The organism is Paenibacillus sp. FSL F4-0097, assembly GCF_038593125.1.
Taxonomy (GTDB): Bacteria; Bacillota; Bacilli; order Paenibacillales; family Paenibacillaceae; genus Paenibacillus_AQ; species Paenibacillus_AQ odorifer.
In genome coordinates this window covers 1,693,832-1,717,747 of record NZ_CP151965.1, presented here as the reverse complement: position 1 = coordinate 1,717,747, position 23,916 = coordinate 1,693,832, and the positions used below count along the sequence as shown (strand labels likewise).

The following is a 23,916-nucleotide window of genomic DNA, read 5'->3' as shown; positions in this document are numbered from 1 at the left end:
GTTTGCTATCCTTTAACAGAACCCAGCATCACCCCTTTAGCGAAATGTTTTTGCAGAAATGGGTACACACATAAAATTGGTAGAGTACCTACTACAATAACCGCCATTTTAATCGACTGCTCCGGTGGCTGCACAAAGCTCGGATCCATAGAACTCATATCGCCAGCTGCAGATTGGGACAACATTACGATCTGTCGCAGCATCACCTGCAAAGGCCATTTTGTCGGATCCGTAATGTAGAGCAGTGCCGAGAAGAAATTGTTCCAATGTCCCACAGCATAGAACAACGTAAATGTAGCAAGAACCGGTTTGGATAACGGAAGGACTATCTTCCACAACAAGCCCAGCTCAGAACAACCATCAATACGCGCCGCTTCTTCCATTTCTATAGGCAGCTCCTGAAAAAAGTTTTTGACAATAATCAGGTTAAAGGCGCTAATTGCTCCCGGTAAAATAAGAGAATTGAGCGTATCCAGCAGATGCAGTTCCCGAATGACGAGATAGGTTGGAATCATTCCTCCACCGAACAGCATCGTAAAAATAACAAGGTTGAGTACCAAATTACGGCCCATCAGATATCGTTTTGCCATCGGATAAGCCATAGTTACCGTGAAGAATAAATTAACGACAGTTCCGATTACCGTAACATAAATAGAAACCCCTATACTGCGCATAATCGTATCTGTTGAAAAGATAAATCGGTAGGCGTCAAATGAAATCGTGGTTGGGATCAGGAATACGGCACGTTTAGTAATTTCCGCATCTGTAGCGAAGGAGCCCGAAACCACAAAGAGGAAAGGGAGAATCGCTACGATTCCAATAATCCCTAAAAATATATAATTGAATATATCAAATGCAGTTCCACCCGTACTCTTGTATTGTTTGGCCACAGCAAGCTTCTCCCTTCTCAATAAAGTCCGGATTCACCAAATTTTTTGGCGATCCAATTCGTCCCGAGCACAAGCGTCACACCGATTATTGATTTGAATAATCCAACAGCTGTACTGTAGCTAAAAGCTCCCTGGGTGATTCCCAGTGCGTATACATAGGTATCGAACACCTCACCTACTTCACGATTAAGAGCATTCATCATTAAATAAATTTGTTCAAAACCGTTATCCAAAATCGTTCCCATCCGAAGAATAAGTAAAATAACGATTGTACTGCGAATAGCAGGCAACGTAATATGCCAAATCTGCCGCCACCTGTTCGCACCGTCTACTACCGCAGCCTCATATTGCTCCACATCTACACCGGCCAGCGCTGCCAGGAATATAATTGTCCCCCAACCGCACTCCTTCCAGATCGTCTGGAGAATAATCAATGGACGGAACCAGTCGGGATTAGCTAGAAAGTCTATTTTCCTGCCTGTAAACGTATACAAAAACTCATTTACAGTCCCGCCTTCCGTAGTTAGAAATACATAGCTCATACTGGCCACAATGACCATGGATATAAAGTGCGGAACATAAATCATCGTTTGTATCGTCTTTTTATAGAAGGAAAGCCGTATTTCGTTTAGAAGCAGTGCCAGAATAATCGGCGCCGGAAAAAAGAAAATCAAATTATAAAAAGATAACAATAACGTATTGCGCAGCAGCATAAAGAAATCGGGATTCTGGAAAAAAACACGAAAATGCTCAAAACCTACCCATTCACTTTTCTGAAAACCAAGAAACGGCTGGTAATTCTTAAAAGCCAACAGCACGCCCCACATCGGAACATATTTGAAAACAAGAAAATAAAGGACTCCAGGGAGCAGCAGAATATATAACCATTTATCACGTTTAAAACGTTTCCATCTTCTTACCCGGATATTTCGATAGGTCTGCGGTTTTGGCTGTTGTTCTGCAGTTCCCGGAACTGTTACGTGCTTCATCCTGTTCACCTCCATTTGTCATGTACAGCTCGCGATTACTGTAGCCATGGATTACTGCAATCACCCTTACTGCGACTCCTATTATGCTGCTAGTGATTTTTTCCAGCAATCGGACTTTTTTGAACGCTCTATATAAGCTAAAAATCCCATTTTATCTAAAAAGTCCAAACCGCGCAAAAGTTTACTATTGCCCGCAAGACCCTAACAACCTATGATTCCAAGTGATGATTTCCAGCAAATGTTTGCCTTAAAGGGGGAGCTGAATTGAAGAACAAGTTATACTATGGTGCTGCTTGGTATCCCGAGCTATGGAGTGAAGAGGTGCTTGAGCAGGACATCCTCCTAATGAAAGAAACGGGGATTAATATCGTACGAATCGGAGAATTCATTTGGTCTGCCTTGGAGCCAGAAGAAGATAAGATTGATATCCGTCCCGTCGTGAAATATATCGAAAGGTTACATAGAAACGGAATTGACACAGTAATGTGTACGCCGACACCTACACCCCCCATTTGGCTTACCCATGGACATCCTGAGCGCTGTTATGTGGATGAGAGCGGAACGGTAATGGGACATGGAGCACGGCAGCATATCTGTACGAACAATCCTTATTTTCGTGAGCGGGCTGCCATCATTACGGAGCATATTGCCAAGGAGACCGGAGCACTTCCGGGGTTAACCGCCTGGCAGCTCGATAACGAATTCAAAGCGCATGTGGCGGAGTGCATGTGTGAGACCTGTAAAGGCTTATGGCATATCTGGTTGCAGCAGCGCTACAGCTCCATTGAAAAGTTGAATGAGGCATGGGGAACAGCCGTCTGGAGCCAAACTTATCAACGTTTTGATCAGGTGCCACAGCCAGGACCCGCACCTTTCCTCCACAATTCATCTCTGCGGACGATGTACCGCTTATTTTCAATGGAAAAAATCGCTGAATTCGCCGATGAGCAGGCTGATATTATCCGCCGCCACTCCTCTGCACCAATTACCCACAACAGCAGTGTCGCTTTTCATCTAGATAATGAGCGGCTATTTCAGAATCTCGACTTTGCCGCCTACGACACTTATGCCTCACAGGAAAATATGCATGCTTATCTGCTTAACTGTGATCTATGGCGAAATTTCAAGCCGGGAAAAGATTTCTGGATAATGGAGACAGGACCCTCGTTTGCCGCATCTCTAGTAAGTTTTGGTGTGCCACATCCGAACGGATATCTGAAGGCAGAAGCGGTTGCCGCCTATGCGCTGGGTGCAGGTGCATTTTGCTATTGGCTCTGGCGCCAGCATACTTCCGGAAGTGAACAAACACATAGCTCGATCCTTAGTGCCTGGGGAGAACCCGCTCTAGGGTACGATAATGTGCTGGAGGCCAATCAAGCACGGCAAGAAATTGAACAAATTATGCTCTCCACCCGGCCCCTTCGGGCAGATGTTGCGATTACCTATTCGGACAGAACCAAAGCTTATCTCGCAACTGAACCTCATCGGAAGCTAAATTATCGTAGTCTGCTGGGCGATTTCTACAAAAGAATTCTACATATGGGTATTCACCGGGATCTGCTGCCCGAAGGCGGTGACTTAACCGGATACAAGCTGTTATTCACTCCATTCGTACATTATTTGTCCCCCGAGTATGTGGAAAGTGCGCTGGCCTTCACAGCAGCTGGCGGGATTTGGATTGTCGGTCCTCTTACCGGAGGACGAACGAAGGAGCATACCCTTCATAGGAATGCCGGACTTGGGGAATTGGAGCGATTAGCAGGAGTCAAAACTAAGTTTATCTATCCGCTGGAATTAACAGGCACGATTGGACACGCTTTTGGGGTATCTGCTCCCTTGTCCATGTGGAGTTCTGTTTTTGAACCCGTTTCAGAGTCCGCTTCCAGTCTCGGAATGATTACGGAGGGGGTGACGCCGGGTTTGTCCTTCCTGACGGAGCAGCCTTACGGACAAGGTACTATTGTTATGCTGGGTTCAATGCCTGCCGGTGAAGAAGGTGACCTAATGTTATGTAAACTTATTGATCATTATGCAGAACGTACTGGTGTTACCGTACGCAGTGATGTCACTAAGGGAACCCTTGTCTGCCCTAGAAGCAATGACCAAGGTACCGAAGTGTGGACCATTGTAAATATGGATGGACACGGGGGAAGTCTCACACTCCCGCGGGACGGACATGATGTTCTCTCAGGCAAATCCGTGGCCTGCGGCCCCCTCTCCCTTGGTGCATATGAGTACAGAGTAATCCGGTTATAAATACTTATCCTTACAGCATAAAAAGCCGCTAACTCCTTGGTCACCCAAGCGGTTAGCGGCTTCATTTCCGTTATTTTAACTTTTAATAACGCCTTTTTTAAGAATAACATTCCCATACAATGCTTCTTCACCAGTAACTATAACCGCATAACTTTGCTTAGAACGGTTATAGAAATCAAAACGTTCCTCATGTTTAATCGTCGCTTCAGCATCATGCTTGGCAATGATAGTCTCGTATGTGGACCAGATGACCGGTACAGTTGGATCTCCAGCCACCACTGCCATAAAAGCCACCTGTTGCTCTGCATAATGATCCAGAGGTAACAACTCTAAGATGGCATCCAGCAGGTCAGGAATACCGATGCCATCATATCTCAGTACCCTCGGATTCAACGAATGTCCGGGATAATTCGCATCAGCCAATACAAGCTCATCCCCATGACCCATTTCCATCAGAATGCGCACCAGCTCCGGAGACAGCAGCTTAGGAATTCCTTTTAACATAAGGCACCTCTTTACTTCCCATAAAATGATCGCAACGCTACCAGCTCATCAATCCGATGCTGCGGCAATTCTCTCTCCCCGCCAATCATCCGGGTAATGAAGGTGAGCTTGGCGGTATACTCAAGCCGCTCCATGTTCAGATATGCTTCCATAACATCTTCTCCCCAAGTAAGGGCTCCGTGATTCTCGAGCAGGACCGCAGTTTTTTTGCCCAGGAAAGGCATCAGTGAATCTGGAATTTCTTCCGTCGATGGTGTTCCATATTCCGCCAATGGAATATCTCCGATCATAATCACCGACTCTGGCATCATCATCTTGTCGAGCGCCTCACCTTTTATGGCAAATGCAGTAGCATACGGGGGATGTGCATGGACCACACCCTTCATCTCTGGCAGCTCATTATAAATTCTTAGATGCATTTTTGCTTCCGTTGAGGGTCTGTAGCCTTCAGCTGCTTCAAGGACTTCACCTTGCAAATTCACTTTCACAAGCATATGAGGCTCTAAATATCCCTTACTCACCGCTCTGGGGGTAGTCAGAATTACATTCTCTGATAAGCGAGCAGAAATATTCCCATCATTAGCCGCGATAAAATCTTTATTAAACAGGTTTCTCCCGATATCACAAATCTGCAAACGTAATTTTTGTTCCAATGTATCCATAGGGTTTCTCTCCTCGCATCCTATTTTTCACAAACCTTCATCAAAGAAGGCTGATATGTCTTAAAGGCAAAAGATCTTTCCACTACCTGCTTGCCCTCGGAGATTTCCAATTCCCCTAGGGCAGCCAGTTGAATAATTATATTACCAATTGCACTGGCTTCCACAGGCCCTGCTACAACTTTTCTCCCCGTAATATTAGCGGTAAGCTGACAGAGCAGTTCATTCTGAATCCCACCACCGACCATATGAATGATATTGATTTTTTTGCCGGTGATCTCTTCCATTTCGTTAATCGTATGGCGATAGGACTCTGCTAAGCTCTCAAGTATGACGCGAATAATCTCAGCTTTCGTGTAGGGGGCTTGCTGGCCTGTTCGTTCGCAATATTCTCTAATCCGTTGGGTCATCACACCGGGTGTACTAAACAGTTCATCATTCGGATCAATAATTGCTGGGGCATGATTTATGGTTTCAGCTAGCTCAACCATTTGGCCTTGGCTGACGTATTTTCCCGCTTCTGCCCAATTCCTTTGCAGCTCCTGCAAAATCCATAGTCCCGTTATATTTTTGAGCAAACGATTAGATTGGCCGTAACACTGCTCATTTGTGAATCCGTATTCATAGCTTTTCTCTGTAATGACAGCTTCAGGCGTCTCCATGCCCACTATCGACCATGTTCCACAGCTTATAAATGCTGCATTATCCTTAAGAGAATACGGAATGGAAGCTACTGCTGAAGCCGTATCATGAGAAGCACCCGCAATTACCTCCATTGGACCAACGCTAAGCTCCTCTTGAATTACCGGAAGGATAGGACCAATGACCGTCCCCGATTGAACCTGTTGTGGCACTAGGCTAACCGGGATACTAAGCCTGCTAAATACTTCAGTAGAGACTTCACCAGATACAGCGTCCATTAAGCCACTTGTACTCCAAATCGTGCTTTCTGCTGCCGCGATACCAGAGAACAAATAGTGGAACAGGTCTGGCATCATTAAAATAGTATCTGCGACCTCTAGCAGAGAATCATTATCCTGAAAATCAGCAAACAGCTGATAAACCGTATTAATCAAGCTCGGTTGAATACCAGTAACGCTAAATTGCTCCCTTGGCGGAAGCAGTACCTCCAACCCTAGACGATGACTTCCCATTCTCTTATCCCTATAATGATGGGGGGAATAGAGCAACATCCCTCTTTTATCAATAAAACCGTAATCGACTCCCCACGTATCCACGCTTAGAGACCTCAATTTTCCACGCGCCCTATAAGCTCTCTGGATTCCTTTTTTCATTTCGTGAAAGAGCTTCAAAACATCCCAATACAAATGCCCGCCAATATACACCGGGGTATTAGCAAACCGATGAATTTCTTCCATGCGAAGGGTGTTACCGTCATACAATCCCAACATCACTCTTCCGGAGCTGGCGCCAAGATCCATAGCCAGAAGCTTAATCGTATCACCCATTTCACGCACACCTGCTTCACAAGAAGATTTTAATATAGCGGTCCGAAATTCTGACAGGCTCTGTAATCTGCTCCTTCCAGATTCTCCGTCCCAAATAACGACCACACCCGTGGTCTGAAAATACGTGATTCCTCAACGTTATGCATACTTACTGGAATACGCAAAATCGACGCCAGCGTAATTAGATCCGCCCCGATATGGTCATAACTGATCGCCCCATGATTCGCGCCCCAATTATTCATGACATCATATACCGATTGGAATGAACCACTGTTAGTTAGCTTAGGAGCGAACCAGGTCGTCGGCCAGGTCGGATCTGTTCTTTGATCCAAAATATGATGAACCTCTTCAGGCAGCTCTACAGTGTAACCTTCAACAAGCTGAAGAACAGGTCCAAGCCCCTTCACCAGGTTCAAGCGAGCCATAGTAACCGGCATTCCGCCTTTGGTTAAATAATCGGTAGAGAAGCCGCCTCCTCGGAAATATTCTTGAGAAGCTGGCCGGAATTGTGTATTGCTTAGACAAGCCTCAGCCTCTTCGTCTGAAATCTCCCAAAACGGTTTGATTGCAGGCTTACCCTCTATCCTCTGCTCACCTGTGCCATCAAGCGCTGCCGAACCAGAGTTGATCAGATGCAGTATTCCGTGAGCTGCTTCTCCCTCCAATTGATGACCCGTCACTCGCTTAACGGCATCGGGACTCCAGAAGGTTCGGACATCAGCAAAAATTTGTGCTGTATTCGTAAGCAAATAATTGAACAGCATCGTTACCCCATTCAGGCTGTCATTCTCTGTCGCTACGAGATAAGGTGCCCGTTTGCCGTTCCAGTCAAAAGAAGAATTCAACATCGTCTCCATGAAATCGCCGTTAGGGAAATGGTCCGTCCATTGTCTCTGGCCTTGGAAACCGCCAACAATTGCATTGTGGCCGTTAGCTTCCTCCTCAAAACCAAGCTCAGCGAGAACCGGATTGCCGATCATCAGGTCGCGGGCGATCAATGTCATTTTCACACAAGTCTCCCACTGCTTCTCTTTCTCTTCTGCACTGATTTGCAGATGCTGCGGATTATTATCAGCGCCAACTTGGCAGTTTTCTTTAGTCCAGGCAAGCGCCCGCTTAAATTCCTCTTTATCATAAATCTCTTCTTCAAAGCGCCGGACATATTCAGACATATCTATATATTCATTGCGCATGCCCAGATACTCTTGGAAAAATTGTTCATTCACAATGGAACCCGCAATCCCCATCGAAACAGAACCCATAGATAAATATGATTTCCCCTTCATTTGAGCAACTGCTAAGCCTGCTCTAGCAAACTGTAGCAATTTAGACTGCACATCCACTGGAATCTCTTCACTGCTAGACTCTTGAACATCTTCACCATAGATACCAAACGCAGGAATTCCCTTTTGAGCATACGCAGAGAGAACAGCAGCTAGATACACAGCACCCGGCCGTTCCGTTCCGTTAAATCCCCACACGGCATGCGGAATGGATGAATCCATATCCATTGTCTCTGAGCCATAACACCAGCAAGGCGTCACGGTGATCGACACCCCTACGTTAGCCCCGGAGAATTTCTGAGCCGCCGCAGCAGCTTCTTTAACACCACCGATCGTAGAATCGGCGATGATGCACTCTACAGGACTCCCATTTGGATACCTTAAATTCGCTTCAATAAACTTAGCCACCCGCTGAGCCATGCCCATCGTTTGCTCTTCCAGTGATTCACGAACGCCTCTTCTTCTGCCATCAATGGTTGGGCGGATACCAATTTTCGGATAGTTTTCTATCAATGCCGTTCCTCCTCAAGATCATCTTAGAGTCATCGTTAATAGATCTATTTCACCTTCATCATAAAATCTGCAAGCGCTTTAGTCAACACAAAACAACATATTACCTAAACAAAAGTGTGGTTTTATGTGATATAATTATTATATATTGTGGTTTTATGTGAATATGTAATTATTTTTAGATTTAAACAACAATGTAGTACACTAGAAAGCAGACGATTTATATATAAAGGTGAGTGAACGAATGAAAGCATTTGAACGACGGGATCTAATTATTAATGAGCTTTACAGACAGAAGAAGGTCCATGTCGCAGAGCTAGCGCAAAAATTCAACGTCTCGGAAGAGACCATTCGGCGGGATCTAGATAAACTGGACAAAGAAGGTCTTGCCAAAAAAAATTATGGTGGAGCCATTCTCAACGCCCATACCAATGAAGATCCTTCCTATACCAGCAGGCATCAGGTCAATATTGAAGCGAAGCGAATCATAGCCGATAATGTACTGCAATTAATCAATGATGGAGACAGCTTGGTGACGGATACGAGCTCAACGGTGTTTGAAGCCTTGCGTAGAATTATTGAGGAGAAAAACAATTTGACAATTATTACGAACTCTCTAGTGGTATTATCTGAATTTCAACACTCCGGTCAAAAGCTGATTTCCACAGGTGGAATTTTAGGCCCCGAGACCAGCTCCTTTGTTGGAAATACCGCTTCACAGACAATTCGAAAATATAATGTGGATGTAGCCATATTCAGCTGTAAAGCATTGTCCATGACAGGCGGTCTAAGTGATTCAAATGAAGAAGAAAGCGAACTGAAGGTGCTTATGCAGCAGCAGGCGAATAAAGTGGTTCTGCTCGTAGATCACTCCAAATTTGACCGGACCGCGTTCATTAAGTTGTTCAGCTTTGATAGAGTGGATTATATCGTTACAGATCAGAAGCCTTCTGAGGAATGGATCGATTTCTTAAATAATTACCATGTATCTCTTATCTATGCGCCCGCTGAGTGATCAGTAGGTGCATAGATAAAGAGAGATAATGACTTTATAACTTAATTGTTTAAAAGACCACTTTCCAAAACGACCTTCAGCCATTCCCCAGCAATCAGATCATGCCCGGCAGTCGTCGGGTGAACGCCGTCCCACAGCCAATAGGCTGCCTCTGCTCTCTCTGCAGCTGCGTTGAAAGCATCCTGTAGAGGTACATAAACTGTATCAAATTGCTCAGACAGCTGCTTAACCACTCCCTGATAATGTGTAATCTTCGCTTCCCATTCTGTCCACTGTTCAGCTGGAGCTCCGGTATTTAAAATAAAAGGCTCACATAAAACCAGCTTCGTATGTGGCAGAACTTCACGTGTTTCTTCAAGTACGTGACGGTAAGCGCGTTCAAAACGGTCCGTAACTCCACTTGGTTCCCCTTTCATCATTCTCCAAATATCGTTTACCCCAATCAATATACTAATGATGTCAGGCTGCAAGCTAATTGCATCTTCATTCCAGCGTGCATATAAATCGGAGATTCGATCTCCACTCACTCCGCGGTTATAGAATACCAGATTTTCTTCTGCCCGCTCATTCCCTAGCTTGCCTCCGATGATATACGCATAGCTATGTCCAAGAATATGATTCGGGTCTTCATCACGACCTCGATTCCCATCCGTAATGGAGTCACCCTGAAATAAGATCACTTTTGATTTTTTAGTAGCTGGATTAGTCATTGAATCTTTCATCTCCTTGATTACTAGTATATTAATCATTCAACTTGAATGTCTCCTATAATACAAGTAAAGTTATCATATAGAATACAAGGAGGAAAGAGAAAAATGAAATATAGAAGACTAGGCAATTCAGGGCTCAAAATCAGTGAGATCGGACTAGGCAGTTGGCTTACATATGGAACCGCAGCAGAGCAAAAGGCAGCCGATGCTTGTATAAGCAAAGCTTTTGAATGCGGTATCAATTTCTTTGATACGGCTAATGCATATAACCGTGGCGAAGGCGAAAAAGCGATGGGTGCTGCTCTACGTTCCTATGAAAGATCATCTTATGTGCTAAGCACAAAGGTCTTTTTCCCCATGGGAGACGATGTTAATAACCGTGGCTTGTCCCGCAAGCACATTATGGAGCAATGCGAGGCCAGCCTCCGCCGCTTAGGCACTGATTATATTGATGTATATTATTGTCATCGCTTCGATACAGAGACCCCTGTAGAGGAGACTCTACGCGCACTGGATGATCTCACAGCTCAAGGCAAGATTCTCTACTCCGCTGTTAGCGAATGGAGCGCAGCCCAAATCTCTAATGCTGCTGGTATCAGCCGCAGACTGAATCTGCGTCCACTGATCTCCAATCAACCCATCTATAATATGTTCGAACGTTATATTGAAGACGAGGTCCTTGAAGTATCCCAGCGTGAGGGGTTGGGCCAAGTGGTCTTCTCTCCACTGGCGCAAGGAATTCTGACTGGCAAATATAAACCGGGACAACAACCTCCAGCAGGAACCCGTGCTGCGGATAATTCAGTTAATGGTGTAATCTCCAGCTACCTCCGTGATGATGTGTTGTCTGTGGTTGGACAGCTGGTTGAACTCGCTCACAGTTTAGACCTGAAGCTGTCGCAATTGGCATTGGCTTGGATCCTGCGCCAGCCTGGTGTAAGTTCAGCATTAATTGGTGCCAGTAAGCCAGAACAAGTTGCAGAAAACGCCAAAGCTGTAGATGCGGTACTCTCCGCTGATACTTTACAGCAGATCGAGGAGATTCTTAAGCCAGTAGCTGATTTTGCTCCTGCAAGATAACCTATTGCACACTTGCCATATAGTACACAAAAGAGGTTGTGCCAAAAGCCATCACCATGGCTTAGGCACATCCTCTTTTTCTTTAAGAAATCAATTTAGACTCTTCGGCTTGTTCAGAAGCCTTATGGATAAAAGGCTCCAGTGGTTTCTTGAGGAGTAATGCCAGCAAGAGTGCCAGCACACCGAAGATAATCAGATAAATCACATCACGAATCGCCACTTCCGGCAGAATTCCCCCAACCGACTCCCGCATCAGACTAATTGCATAGGTAAACGGCATATACGGATTTAATATTTGAAAAAAACGCCCAGTCGTACTAATCGGAAATGTACCGCCGGAGCTAGAGAATTGAAGCACCATGAATACGATCGCTATCCCTTTTCCCAGGTTGCCAAATACAGCGACAAGCGTAAATACAATGGTTACGAACACGATGCTGATTAACACTCCAAAAAGTACAAACCACACCTTATTCACCACATAACAGTGCAGAATAAAAATGTTGCCAAGGACAGCCACCAGCCCCTGAAGAACTCCCACCGTAAGGAAGGTCAGCAGGCGGCCAAAATACAATTGATATCTTTTGTACGTTAGCCCCCCCGTATCCACACCTGTGCGGAGAAGAGAGACAAGCAGTGTGCCTCCGACCCATAAGGAAAGTACGACATAAAAAGGAGTCATTGCTGAGCCGTAATTCGGAATAGGATATAACTTATTCTCTTTTAACACTACCGGATTGGCCAAAAAATCACTTTTGCTCTTAATATCTCCTCCGAGCAGTTGCGCAATTTCCCCCAGATCAATCTCTTCTTTAATTTGGCGGATCGTGGAAGCGGCTTTTCGAATCGAGTCTTCCAGTACTGGAAGATCATTTCTCACCAAATCTGCGGCAAGCGCCACTCCTTTATCTGCACGGGGGAGTCCTGTACGAATCAACTCCGAGACCTGATGAACCCGCTCTTCTACAGTAGGCAGATCCTGACGCACGAAATTCGCAGCTTGCTGTATCTTTTCCCCTGCAGTAGGTAAGCTGCTCTCCAATAGCGGAAGCGTATCTCGGATGAAAGCACCAAAGCCCTGGGTCTGATCGGCAACCCCACTGGCTGCTGTGTGGACCGCTTCGCGTATAGCTGGCAAATCCTGCTGCAGACCAGCTAAGCTTGTCTGCCCGAACTCAATCGCCGACATCGTCTCTTCCAGTAGGGTACCCAGCGCGGGTATGCGATCTGGCACCTGCTGCAATGCGGAGGCTGTGACATCTGCCGCCGAAGTTATTTGCTCCAGTGTATTTTTTATGGCAGGGATAGTCGACGAATCATACCCTGAGATAAGCTTCGCAATTGCCAGCTTCCCAAGACCAGACTTTAGGAACAATTGGTTAATTGCACTGGAATCAGCGTTATCCTTATTCTGAACGTCAGCCGCCATAGCATTTACCAAGGACTTCTGACTGTTCAAAACACTGTCTACACCTTTCAATGCTGCAAGATCAGCAATAGACACTGTTTCAGGTGAAAATGTGTTCAATGCATTTAACATAGAAAGTGTGTGTTCAATCACGCTGCTTCCTGCAGCCAACTGTGCTGAGAGTAACTCCAGCTGCTCACGTACAGCTTGCGGCTCGTTATCCTCTCCCTTTAACTGTTCAGCAAGCTTGACCACTGAGTTCTCCGTTTGCTGTAGGAGATTAAGATTCTGTTTTATAGCTGCTGGAACAGCTTCAAATGCAGCACTGCTCTTCTCCAAAAATTGTTGAAGTTCCAGAACAAAATCATTTCCGGCAGTGGCAATCTTTTCTGCCTCAGGCAGTGCTGTTAAGGCAGCATTAACGATTTTATGCGCTTCCGTAAGACCTTGCGAGGCCTGAGCCATGATCTGTTCAACTTCACCATAATGGTTATCAAGTTGAACGATTAGCTGTGCCGCTTCTTCAATCTTGGGCAGCTTGTCCTGTAGCCCTCCTAAATGATCTAAGGCACTCGCGATTTGCGGCCAATGCTCAGCAATTTTCTCTAAAGCCTCACCCGCTTTTTCCACCTCTGGCAGCTTATTCTCCAATGTGGAAATACGCTCTGCTGAAGCATGAATCTGCGGCCAATTTTCCTGAATTTTCAATACACGTTTACCTGCGGTTTCAATTTCTGGGAGGCTCGCCTCTAATTTAAACAATCCTTTTTCTACCTTGCGTATAATGGGCAATTCAGATTGAAATTCCTTATCGATTTGACTTAAAACAGTAAATACCGTCTCACTAATCGTTTCCGTGAAATTCTCACTGATCTGTGTGGTGATTGAAGTGGCGCCCTTATCCGTGATTTTAGGAGCAATCGCATTTATTTTCTCATTGACGGTATATTCGATTTCTGGTTTCACAATCGTTCCATCAAGAATTCCAGTCATTCGTTTGGAGAAATTAGCAGGGATAACAATACTGGCATAGTAGTCTCCGCGTTTGACACCATTATGTGCAGTCTCTGTATCTACAAAGGTCCAGCCCAGGTTTTTATTGCTCCGAAGACTTTCCATGACCTCATTCCCGATATTAAAATCCTTCTCCTGCACCTTAGTACCTTCATCTAAGCTGGTAACAGCAATTTTAATGCCAGAAGTATTGCTATAAGGATCCCATACTGACGCAACGTTCACCCAATCATACACGGAGGGCAATACCACCAAAGCGGCAACCAGCAATACGGCCACAGGAACTCTGAATAAGTTACGCCAATCGTTCCTATAAATCCGTAGTATTCCGCCCATTCGCTGCTCCCCCTAATCTGCATGTTTTGATATTTTAATATGCCCGAGGAGATAAGCTTTTACTATTCATTTTAGGGAACTCGTGACTTCTCATTGCTTTTTAAAAAAACTTTTAAAAAAATGCAACAAAAACTGCTCTTCTCACGTAAAGAGTAATATAAAACCCGTTTAAGAAAAAACGGAGCGGGTAATAAGTTTTATACAACGTCTTACATATCTCAAGGGGGAGATTAATAATGTTTAAGAAAAAGTCAGCGTATGTATTACCGGTTGTTGTTCTGTTGTTTCTTTCCCTCATTACTTCTGCAAGTACCGTTGGAACACGGGTAGATGCGCAAGATAGTGACAAGACCCAGCATCAAACAGTTTACTTTCATACTATTGAATCCGACCATGGCAAGCTCTCCGGTACGACCGATGAAATAAACTGGTATCAGGGTGCTGATGCCGATCGAATCTTTGCTGAAAGAGATCCAGAAGCTGCAGCAGAAATCGGCGGAGCTCCAGACAGTTATTATATTGTAAATGATGTTGATACTCTAACAACTTATCCGATAGCGGATAACGCCACAGTGACGTTGCAAATTTTTGATCACACTGGCAACATGGAAGACTTGGATATCAACTGGAATGAGTCCATCACCTTACAGCAATTTATGGATCAATTTAATAATACGGATGTCATCGACTTGAGCCAGTTCCCGTATCACATCACCATTCAGGACGGCGTAATTACTTCGATCGTTCAACAATATATACCTTAAGGTGCAACATAAGAAAGAGGGTTACTCAGCAGCCATCTACATGGTGAACTGCACCCCGTCAAGTAGACAGCACAAAAAATAAAAGTAGTTTAAGCGGCCTTAGTCCTAAATTCAATGGGACTGAGGCCGTTTAGTTTTGCCTGTAACCGTTCGTTATTATAAAAGTGAATGTAGGTATCAATATCTGTTTGGAGTTCTTCAAAGGTCTGGTAGGTATGTAAGTAGTACTTCTCACATTTCAATGTTCCCCAGAAGGATTCCATCGGCGAATTGTCAATGCAGCAGCCTACTCGGGACATGCTTTGCTTCAGTTCTGCATCGTCCAGCATCTTCTTAAAATGCAGAGAGGTATACTGGAAACCACGGTCGCTATGGAGTAAGGTTCGGCTCTCCGGTGCTGCCTGCAAAGCTAATTCCAGTGTGTTAAAAACTAGCGAATTATTATTGGAATGACCCAGAACGTAAGCAACAATGGACTTGTCATACAGATCTTTTATTGCACTTAAATACGCCTTCTTGCCGTTGCCGTATTTGAATTCCGTTACATCCGTTACCCATTTTTGGTTTGGAGCTTCAGCCTCAAAATTACGGTTCAGCACATTCTCTGCAACCTGCTGAGGCGTGGAGCCTACATACTTCTTTCTCTTTCTGCGGATGACTGACTGGATACCTTGGCATCTCATCAGCCGGTACACTCGCTTTGCGTTAATAGATTTATCCATTTGTCTGCGCAAATGCAGGGTCAATTGGCGATACCCAAAGGTTCGTTCCACCTTCTCATACAAGAGGAGCATGGCCTCTGTCAGTTTCTCGTTGTCAGCCTCTCGAAAACTGGGTTTGCGATTCAACCATTTGTAATAACTTGACCGTGAAATCCCTGCGATGTCACACAAAAGCCGAATGGAGCAAGACTGTTCCTGCTGAACAGCCTGAATGGCCAGGTAGATATTCACCTGGCGAATGGTTCTTAACGCCTCCTCTTTTCGAGTTCCTCTAACTTTTTTAGAAAAGCATTCTCCGCACGCAGGCGTGCATTCTCGTATTCCAGCTTTTGCATCGCGAGTTTGTGGCGATCTGCTTCCGTAAGTTCTTCAGGCGCTTTGGTGCGTCCTCTACCGTCTCGTAATGCCTCTTCACCACCTGCTTCGTACTTCTTTACCCAGCTATATACTTGTTGGTAAGACACGTGAAAATGGCTTGCCGCCTTCGCATAGTCTTCTCCGTTCGAAAGGCAGTACAGCACGATATTTATCCGTTCCTGCCAAGTGGTTACGCGTCCTTTGGTCATAGCTTTAGTTCCTCCTGAATGAGCTGTAAGCTGTTGCTATGACCATTATACTTCCTAATCCAGTTGGCGAGTTGGGTTGCACTTGCAATCTTATACTTGCAGATGATTTGGTTTTGCGACAATCCTCCCTCGAGATAATCCTTAACGGCATAGAGTTTAAGTTCTGCAGAATACGTACGATTGTAGCTTCGGACTTCCAGCCCTTCGTATCCATACAATTGATAACGTTGCCGCCACTTCACTATAGAGTTTTTGGATATTCCATACTTCCGGGCCGCAGCTTTCAAACCAATGTCGCCCCGTTCAATTTCTTGGAGAATCGTTAACTTTTCCAGTGCTGTATACTTCTTTTGTTCCATAAAAATGCTCCCCATACAGCGACAGGTTTTTATTATTTCACCTGTCTACTATATGGGGAGCATATCATATCATGGCTTATGAGTAACCCTCTTTTTTATATACTCAACGAATTATTGTTTAGCAGCATCCTTAACGGGAACCCCAAAATTCGGCGTACCATCTTCATTCCAATGGAAGACTTGAGCACGAGTATGACGGTTCGGATCATACAGCGGATCGCCAGTAATTTCTTTATAATTGCGGCAGTGGTAGATGAGTACATCTTCCCCATTTTCATTTACAGTAAAACTGTTATGACCTGGACCATATTGTCCATTCTCTTCGTGGGTCTGGAATACCGGTTCCGGCAGTTTGGTCCATGAAGCGGCGTCCAGCAGATCGCTGTCTTCATCCGCAACCAAAAGTCCCATGCAGTAATTGAAATCCGTAGCGCTAGCCGAGAAGCTGATAAAGATACGGCCGTTACGTTTAAGCACTGCAGCTCCTTCGTTTACCTTGTACCCAATAATTTCCCAGTCATATTCAGGAGTAGCAATCATCGTCTGAGGACCCGTTAGCGTCCATGGATTACTCATTTCAGAAATATACAGATTAGAATTCCCCTCAATATTCAGGTCCTTCTGTGCCCATACATAATACAATTTTCCTTTGTGCTGGAAGGTGGTTGCATCCAAAGCGAAGGATTCCCAAGCGGTTTTCACCTGGCCTTTTTCTACCCATGTTCCTTCTAACGGATTGGCAGATTCATTCTCAAGAGCAAACATACGGTGATCGAATAATCCATCCTTCGTCTCCGTAGTACGCGCCGCTGCGAAATAAATGTACCATTTCCCGTCAATATAATGGAGCTCTGGTGCCCAAATGTTTGCACTAAGCGGACCCGTCTCATATTTACGCCAAGCTACAGCCGGTTCTGCAGCAGCCAATCCCTCGATTGTTGTTGCTCTCCGCACTTCGATCCGGTCGTATTCTGGGACAGAAGCAATAAAGTAGTAATAACCATCTGTATGTTTATATACCCATGGATCAGCACGCTGCTCCACCAATGGATTTTTATATTCTACACTCGTATTCATAATCTCTCTCCTCTATTTAAACTTTAACAATACAGAACCATGCTGTGGAAGAGTTTGAGAAATACCTTCGTTAACTACTTCCAAATCGCGGCTCTGCCATAGATCACGTATAGTACTAGGAATTGAAACATTAAGCTGCTCGAATGATACCTGAAGCGTTAATGTTTCATCGCTAAGATTAAACAAAGCTACATAATGGTTACCTTGTTCATCCTCAGATGTCCAGATCGCATGCTCCTCATTTAGCGCTACCTGTCTGCCGCCCTTACCATAACGATGCAGATGAAGCACTTCCTTATTGGTCAATAAAGATAATGTCCAATCATCATTGTCCCGAAGTTCTCCTCCAAACATTAACGGGGAGCGAAAAATACTCCACAGTGTCATCATGGTGACCTGCTCGTCATGAGTAAACCGCGTGAACCGGTCTCCCCCGCCATCTACAGAACGAATGCCCAGATGACCTAACGGCAGCATGTCACAATCAGGCCAATGGCCCGGCTGAACATAAGGAGCCCATTTCTCACAGCGCTCAAACATCCCGCGCAGCAGATGCCAATGATCCCAGTAATCATCGGTCATTCTCCAAAGGTTAGCGTGTCCGGCTAAGTGTTCAGCCTCTTCCACTGGAGCAGGTCCAGGCGAAAGACTGAGCACCATCTCGCGACCACTGCGGTCAATAGCCTTACGGATCATAGCAACTTCTTCTTTGTGGTATCCATAAATGCGAGAAGCGGCAATATCATCCACTTTCACATAATCCACGCCCCAACTGGCATACAACTGGAACAGCGAGTCATAATACGCCTGACTGCCTTCTTTTGAAGCATCTACTCCATACATGTCCGTATTCCATGGACAAATAGAATTTGGGTGAGCCACATCGCGTGCGGTTTGCTCAGATCCTAGAATAGCACTGGCCGCATGAGCAGCCTGACGCGGGATTCCGCGCATAATGTGTATGCCGAATTTCAAACCCAATCCATGTACATATTCAGCGAGTGGCGCAAACCCTTTGCCTCCCGCTGCGGAAGGAAACCGGTTCTCAGCAGGTTGAAGTCTGGAGTACTCATCCATAACCAGCGGTACAAAGTTGCGATACTGCGAAGAATTCGCTCCAGGCTCATACCACTGAATATCCACAACTACATATTCCCAACCAAAGTCCTTCAAATGGGTAGCCATATATTCTGCGTTGCCTCTTACTTCTTCTTCATTTACACTGGCTCCGTAACAGTCCCAACTATTCCAGCCCATCGGGGGCGTAGCAGCTAACAAATTTTGTTTGATGATTTTCACGTCCTTTTCAAAAACTTAGCATTCACTCCCAGCGAGGTGCCGAGGGATAAGGGCAAGTAGAGTCCTGTAGTCTTGTTCTCACCTCTACGAGGCAGCCACAATAACGGCAAGTGCTACCAAATTGCAGGCCAGAGCAATCTCGGCAATGTTCAATACGCTGCAAATATTGCTCCTCCGGCGCTAAGGGTCTTTCTCTAGTGGCTATTTCTATTAAACGCTCCAGTTTTTCTGGGCTTATTCTCATGTTCTCATCACAGCTTTTGCAGCGACGGTTTTTTTCTTGATTCTCTGACATGATATTATTCCAGAGTCAAGACTACTACAGAAGCAGGTGGAAGCTCGCAGCTCAGCTTTTCACCCGATAAAGATGCACCCTCAAAAGCTACTGGAGTAACTGTATCCGGTGCCTCAAACGTATTGTGCGCACCCAGCACGGAATGCGTTAAGATCTGACCTGTCACTTTGCTAAAGGTAACCTCTTCAATACCAATACTTAGCGATGCGCTGTCATTATGGCTCAAGTTACAGAGAGAAACATATACTTTGCCATTCGTATCGCGAGAAGCAGAAACGCTAATCTGTGGAATTGTTAGATCCCCAAACGTATAATCAGGGCTCTCAACAGTTACTTCAAGCAGTTCATTATCCTGATGCTCTTTGTACATTTCAAATACATGATAGGTAGGCGTTAGAATCATCTTGTCGCCCTCCGTCAGGATAAGAGCCTGCAGTACATTGACCACTTGAGCCAAATTCGCCATTTGCACACGACTGCTATGCTTTTGGAAAATATTCAGCGTTACCCCTGCTACCAATGCATCCCTGAGTGTATTCTGCTGATACAGGAACCCTGGATTCGTACCAGGTTCACTTAAGAACCAGGTTCCCCACTCATCTATAATCATTCCAACCCGCTTATCCGGATCATATTTATCCATTACCGCTGAATGTTTGGTAATCAGTTCATCCATATGCAAGGTTTTTTGCATAGTCTCAAACCATTCGGCTTCGTCAAAACCTAAAGCGTAACGTTTCTCTTCCCAGCTTCCAGGAATCGTATACGAATGAAGACTGAGACCATCCATAAACCGTCCAGCTTCGCGCATTAGCACTTCTGTCCAATTATAATCATCAACGTTGGCGCCACCAGCGATTCTATAGATCTGATTTTCACCATAATTACGCACATATGTCTGGTAACGTCTGTACAAATCTGCATAATATTCTGGACGCATATTGCCGCCGCAGCCCCAGTTCTCATTACCTACACCAAAATACTTCAACTTCCACGGCTCTTCACGCCCATTTTCACGACGCCAGTCCGCCATCGGTGATTCGCCTTCAAAGGTCATATATTCAACCCACTCCGACATCTCCTGAACAGTGCCACTGCCAACATTCCCGCAGATATATGGTTCACAATCCAGCAACTCACATAATTCAAAAAATTCATGCGTCCCAAAATGATTATTCTCGACGACACCGCCCCAGTGCGTATTCACCATCCGCTTACGGGTTTCTTTTGGACCGACGCCATCCTTCCAATGATACTCATCGGCAAAACAGCCCCCCGGCCAACGAAGGACAGGAATATTAACTTTTTTGAGTGCTGCTAGGATGTCGTTGCGAAAGCCCTTGGTGTTCGGAATCGGCGAATCTTCCCCCACATAGATCCCATCATAGATACATCTGCCCAAATGCTCGGCAAAATGACCATATAGATACTTGCTAATCTTATTAATTCCTTTACCTGCATGTAGCTTGATAGTAGTCATCTATTCTCTTCTCCATTCTTTTGCTTACCCCAGATGGAAATTCCATTTTCATTTAATCCAGTAAATACAAGGGTCTGAGTTTCTTTCTCCCAATCCCATGACGGAAGCAATTGCACCTTCTCTATCCGGCCTTTACCCTCGATAACGTCATTCCAGACCAAGGTCAGGACTCTGCGTCCATCAAAAGACCAGCTTCCCTTTCCATTCGCACCTTCCAGCTTAAAGTCAGAGGATAGACTTATGAGGGCAGACTGAATCTGGCCATCCACTGAGGGGTCCATTACAATCCATTCCCACTGTCCTGCGATTAGCTGTTCTGGAATATCCTGTTCCACTTCACCCGCATACCGTTCTGGAGATACAACAGGCCAACCATCCTCTGTCCACAGAATTCGACGAACCTGTAAATAGGACCAATGTTTATCGATTTCACCACGTGCATGATGAACTATATAATAGCTGCCATCCTCATGAAGAACTGAGTTATGGCCGGGAGCAATCCAACCTGGATCTTGTCCAAATCGATAGCCACCCAATATTTTATTGCCGACCTCATATCGGGGTTGATGCGCACTATCAGTCATATCTCGTCCGTTATAATCCACATATGGGCCGGTAATAGTATCTGCACGAGCGACACGAACGTTATAATCTTCGAACAGGGAGTCATAGGAGACGAACAAATAGTATTTTTTGAATTGCTCGTTATACACTATGTACGGTCCTTCAACTGCTCCATCTTTAATGGTGTTATCCCGTTTAGCGATCAGCGTACCAAAACCTTCTTGCTTCGGTTTGCCCGTTTCCGCATTCAGCTCAATGATATGAATTCCACCAAAAAAAGAACCATACACCATCCACATCCGTCCATCTGCATCCGTAAGCACATTTGCATCAATCGCATTCAGTGAATCTTCAGCACGCGTCTGAATCACCACACCTTCATCTGTCCAAGGTCCCTCAATAGAAGATGAAGTTTGAAGTCCGATTAGCGATTGTCTACTTCCAAAAGATGAGGCCGAGTAATACATTCGATACTGATCACCGTATTTCACCACATCGGGTGCCCATAAATTAGTAGCCCCTGCCCATTCCTTCGCAACTCGGGGAATTCCCGGCAGCGCATAATGAACCCATTCCCAATGGATAAGATCCTGTGATTTTCGAACCATTACGCCTGGTCGTAATTCTCCTCCGACTCTTATGTCGGTAGAAAAAACATAGTAACCCTCATCTGTTTTAATAATGCCTGGATCATGTGTGTTGTGAAGCGTCCATAAAGACTCAATATCAATCACTGATATATCATACATTGGCATGTTCCCTGGGGAACTTGGAAAGACAAGATCTGTTGTTTTTTTTACCATTAAATTATCACCTCAGAAATAGCAACAGATTGAGCAGCAATAAATATTAAATTTAAAATGAAAAATATGTATTCGCTTACAATATAAAATAACATATATAAAAAGCCTTGTAAATATATTTCTATAAACCTTTTCATATTTATATGAAATTAAACTCGAAATAAATGAATTATGGCGAAATAATCGTCTTTTTCTTTAGTTTAATCCTTTGTTTGTTTAAATTTTACTAAATTAAAAGAAAATCATGCCAAAAATCCCTCTTATATTTGACCATTCTACAAAATAAGGAAGTATACTTTATTTATATGCCTTATTAGTTTATAATTTTATAAAATAGTATAATTTATGACGTAATCGGAAGAAGGTATTGATAAAATGATCTATATTAAAGATTTAATGAGTGGATTAGAAATTTTCAAGGCACTAAGCTCAGAAATCAGAATCCTCATTTTAGAGCTCCTTGCCACCAATCAAGCCTTGAACCTGAATGAAATTGCCAAAAAACTGAACCTCAGCAACGGCGCCATTACCATGCATATTAAAAAGTTAGAAGAAAGCGGTCTCATTGAGATAAACACATCAGTGGGCAAACACGGTATTCAAAAGGTCTGCTATTTAAATAAGGACAAGCTTATTGTTGACCTTCGCAGCAAGGATGTTGATAATCTTTACGAAGTAGAAATTCAAGTAGGTCATTACAGCAACTATCAGGCTGTTCCAACTTGTGGATTGGCTACCAAAGATAGCATCATCGGGGATTTCGACGAGCCGCGTTATTTTGCAGATCCGCAGCGAATTGAATCCGAAATTATTTGGATGGCTGAAGGGTTCCTCGAATATAGAATTCCAAACTACCTTAAAGCCAACCAAACGTTCCGCGAAATTCAGTTCTCGATGGAGATCGGCTCTGAAGCTCCTGGGTCTAACGATAACTATCCGTCCGACCTTTATTTCTATTTAAATGGAATTGAAATCGGATTCTGGACTAGCCCTGGCGATTTCGGAGATACCCGGGGAACGTTTAACCCCGATTGGTGGCCTCCGCACCTAAACCAATACGGCATGCTGAAGCTGATCCGTATCAATAATGAAGGCAGCTTCATTGATGGCTGTCGGATTTCTGATGTGACCCTTGATGATATTCAATTGGATTACAAAAGTGAACTCACATTCCGTATCGCAGTAACCGACAAGCCTACAAACAAACGTGGACTCACGATTTACGGAAAACATTTCGGCAATTATAGCCAGGACCTACTGGCACGTGTGTTGTATGATGTACATGAAGTTGGAGAGGGCCTCCCTCGTAACGCTGTTATAATAGCAGAGTAACCAACCCTAATCTAAATAAAAAGACCCTAAATTCAGCTAACGCTGATTTAGGGTCTTTTTGAGCTTCGTATATTTTTTCGATATTGAACCATAATAACTTTGTCTCCCAAACCACCGAGAAGGAGTGTTTCGAATGCGTGAAGGTCTAATTCCCGCTGTTCTTGGAACCGTCGTAACCGCTTCTAGCGCCGCTTTTCTTGGAAGCAAGTATAAGATGGCAGCAACAGGCGTACTTGGATTTGGTCTGGCTCATGTCGTATTGGGTGCCATTGATCTGTTTGAGCATCGGTAAGGATTGGAAGATGCCGGGTGGTATGAACACTGCCCGGTTTATTTTGTATTTATTAAGTTGGCGCAATTACAAGCTGCTCCAACGAATGAAGTCATAAAAACAGCGATTCTCCTGATATCGGAGAATCGCTGTTTATGTTTGGGTCGCTGGCTGGTTGCTCCAACCTTATCTCCATCATCTCACGTGTATCTCACGTGGCTTACGTATCTCACGTGGCTCACGGACCCAGATGACGTTATT

General features: G+C 44.6%; 19 protein-coding genes and 1 pseudogene. 6 read left to right on the top strand and 14 right to left on the bottom strand.

Translation table 11 applies throughout. From position 1 onward, the window contains the following. Positions 1-5: 5 nt before the first annotated feature. Positions 6-890, bottom strand: coding sequence for a carbohydrate ABC transporter permease (locus tag MHH86_RS07540; protein WP_076130713.1), 885 nt, complete (start codon positions 888-890; stop codon positions 6-8). A 17-nt stretch (positions 891-907) separates the two neighbouring features. Continuing rightward, positions 908-1,879, bottom strand: a complete 972-nt coding sequence (locus MHH86_RS07535) for a sugar ABC transporter permease (RefSeq protein WP_036675672.1) — start codon at positions 1,877-1,879, stop codon at positions 908-910. 264 nt (positions 1,880-2,143) lie between these two features. Between MHH86_RS07535 and MHH86_RS07530 the strand changes: the two genes are divergently transcribed. After that, complete coding sequence (locus tag MHH86_RS07530) at positions 2,144-4,135, top strand: beta-galactosidase (protein WP_036675674.1); 1,992 nt, start codon at positions 2,144-2,146, stop codon at positions 4,133-4,135. Positions 4,136-4,210: 75 nt separating this feature from the next. Here the strand turns inward: MHH86_RS07530 and fucU are convergent, their stop codons facing one another. Genes fucU through MHH86_RS07510 form a run of 4 tightly spaced genes read right to left on the bottom strand, consistent with a single transcriptional unit; the run spans position 4,211 to position 8,563 of the window. After that, complete coding sequence (gene fucU / locus MHH86_RS07525) at positions 4,211-4,639, bottom strand: L-fucose mutarotase (protein WP_036675675.1); 429 nt, start codon at positions 4,637-4,639, stop codon at positions 4,211-4,213. An 11-nt stretch (positions 4,640-4,650) separates the two neighbouring features. Continuing rightward, a complete protein-coding gene (locus MHH86_RS07520) occupies positions 4,651-5,301 on the bottom strand; it encodes a class II aldolase/adducin family protein (protein ID WP_038569477.1) in 651 nt (216 codons plus the stop codon). A gap of 20 nt (positions 5,302-5,321) precedes the next feature. After that, positions 5,322-6,767 (bottom strand): rhamnulokinase family protein, encoded by a 1,446-nt coding sequence (locus tag MHH86_RS07515; RefSeq protein WP_342479671.1) that lies wholly within the window; start codon positions 6,765-6,767, stop codon positions 5,322-5,324. Positions 6,768-6,796: 29 nt separating this feature from the next. Beyond that, positions 6,797-8,563 carry an L-fucose isomerase gene (locus MHH86_RS07510; RefSeq protein ID WP_341001563.1) on the bottom strand — a complete coding sequence of 589 codons (1,767 nt, stop codon included), beginning with the start codon at positions 8,561-8,563 and terminating at the stop codon, positions 6,797-6,799. Positions 8,564-8,804: 241 nt separating this feature from the next. Between MHH86_RS07510 and MHH86_RS07505 the strand changes: the two genes are divergently transcribed. Then, a complete protein-coding gene (locus tag MHH86_RS07505; protein WP_076225117.1) occupies positions 8,805-9,575 on the top strand; it encodes a DeoR/GlpR family DNA-binding transcription regulator in 771 nt (256 codons plus the stop codon). Positions 9,576-9,616: 41 nt separating this feature from the next. Here MHH86_RS07505 and MHH86_RS07500 read toward each other — a convergent pair whose 3' ends face one another. Continuing rightward, the gene (locus MHH86_RS07500; protein WP_051490864.1) at positions 9,617-10,324 is read right to left on the bottom strand and encodes an SGNH/GDSL hydrolase family protein; all 708 of its coding nucleotides are present in this window, start codon (positions 10,322-10,324) and stop codon (positions 9,617-9,619) included. Between the two features lie 66 nt (positions 10,325-10,390). Between MHH86_RS07500 and MHH86_RS07495 the strand changes: the two genes are divergently transcribed. Beyond that, positions 10,391-11,365, top strand: coding sequence for an aldo/keto reductase family protein (locus MHH86_RS07495; RefSeq protein ID WP_036675684.1), 975 nt, complete (start codon positions 10,391-10,393; stop codon positions 11,363-11,365). Between the two features lie 82 nt (positions 11,366-11,447). On the opposite strand, the gene MHH86_RS07490 is transcribed toward MHH86_RS07495, so the two are convergent. Beyond that, positions 11,448-14,123 (bottom strand): YhgE/Pip domain-containing protein, encoded by a 2,676-nt coding sequence (locus tag MHH86_RS07490; protein WP_342479670.1) that lies wholly within the window; start codon positions 14,121-14,123, stop codon positions 11,448-11,450. Between the two features lie 236 nt (positions 14,124-14,359). On the opposite strand from MHH86_RS07490, the gene MHH86_RS07485 reads away from it, so the two are divergent. After that, positions 14,360-14,887, top strand: a complete 528-nt coding sequence (locus MHH86_RS07485) for a hypothetical protein (RefSeq protein ID WP_036675687.1) — start codon at positions 14,360-14,362, stop codon at positions 14,885-14,887. Positions 14,888-14,976: 89 nt separating this feature from the next. On the opposite strand, the pseudogene MHH86_RS07480 reads toward MHH86_RS07485, so the two are convergent. The 6 genes and pseudogenes from MHH86_RS07480 to MHH86_RS07455 all read right to left on the bottom strand — a co-directional run bounded on the left by MHH86_RS07480 (position 14,977) and on the right by MHH86_RS07455 (position 22,052). Next, positions 14,977-16,534: pseudogene (locus MHH86_RS07480) on the bottom strand (IS3 family transposase). Between the two features lie 111 nt (positions 16,535-16,645). Then, complete coding sequence (locus tag MHH86_RS07475) at positions 16,646-17,611, bottom strand: family 43 glycosylhydrolase (RefSeq protein ID WP_036675689.1); 966 nt, start codon at positions 17,609-17,611, stop codon at positions 16,646-16,648. Between the two features lie 12 nt (positions 17,612-17,623). Then, the gene (locus MHH86_RS07470) at positions 17,624-18,901 is read right to left on the bottom strand and encodes a glycoside hydrolase family 27 protein (protein WP_076106163.1); all 1,278 of its coding nucleotides are present in this window, start codon (positions 18,899-18,901) and stop codon (positions 17,624-17,626) included. Positions 18,902-18,932: 31 nt separating this feature from the next. Beyond that, positions 18,933-19,205: a DUF6171 family protein gene (locus MHH86_RS07465; protein ID WP_076106144.1), complete on the bottom strand. Its 273-nt coding sequence runs from the start codon at positions 19,203-19,205 to the stop codon at positions 18,933-18,935. Between the two features lie 4 nt (positions 19,206-19,209). Further along, positions 19,210-20,685, bottom strand: a complete 1,476-nt coding sequence (locus MHH86_RS07460) for an alpha-N-arabinofuranosidase (protein WP_051490865.1) — start codon at positions 20,683-20,685, stop codon at positions 19,210-19,212. Beyond that, positions 20,682-22,052 carry an arabinan endo-1,5-alpha-L-arabinosidase gene (locus MHH86_RS07455; RefSeq protein ID WP_076225115.1) on the bottom strand — a complete coding sequence of 457 codons (1,371 nt, stop codon included), beginning with the start codon at positions 22,050-22,052 and terminating at the stop codon, positions 20,682-20,684. Before MHH86_RS07455 ends, MHH86_RS07460 begins: the two co-directional genes overlap by 4 nt. Positions 22,053-22,427: 375 nt before the next feature. Between MHH86_RS07455 and MHH86_RS07450 the strand changes: the two genes are divergently transcribed. After that, positions 22,428-23,384: a winged helix-turn-helix transcriptional regulator gene (locus tag MHH86_RS07450; protein WP_036675692.1), complete on the top strand. Its 957-nt coding sequence runs from the start codon at positions 22,428-22,430 to the stop codon at positions 23,382-23,384. Positions 23,385-23,517: 133 nt separating this feature from the next. Then, complete coding sequence (locus tag MHH86_RS07445; protein WP_036675694.1) at positions 23,518-23,676, top strand: hypothetical protein; 159 nt, start codon at positions 23,518-23,520, stop codon at positions 23,674-23,676. Positions 23,677-23,916: the final 240 nt, after the last annotated feature.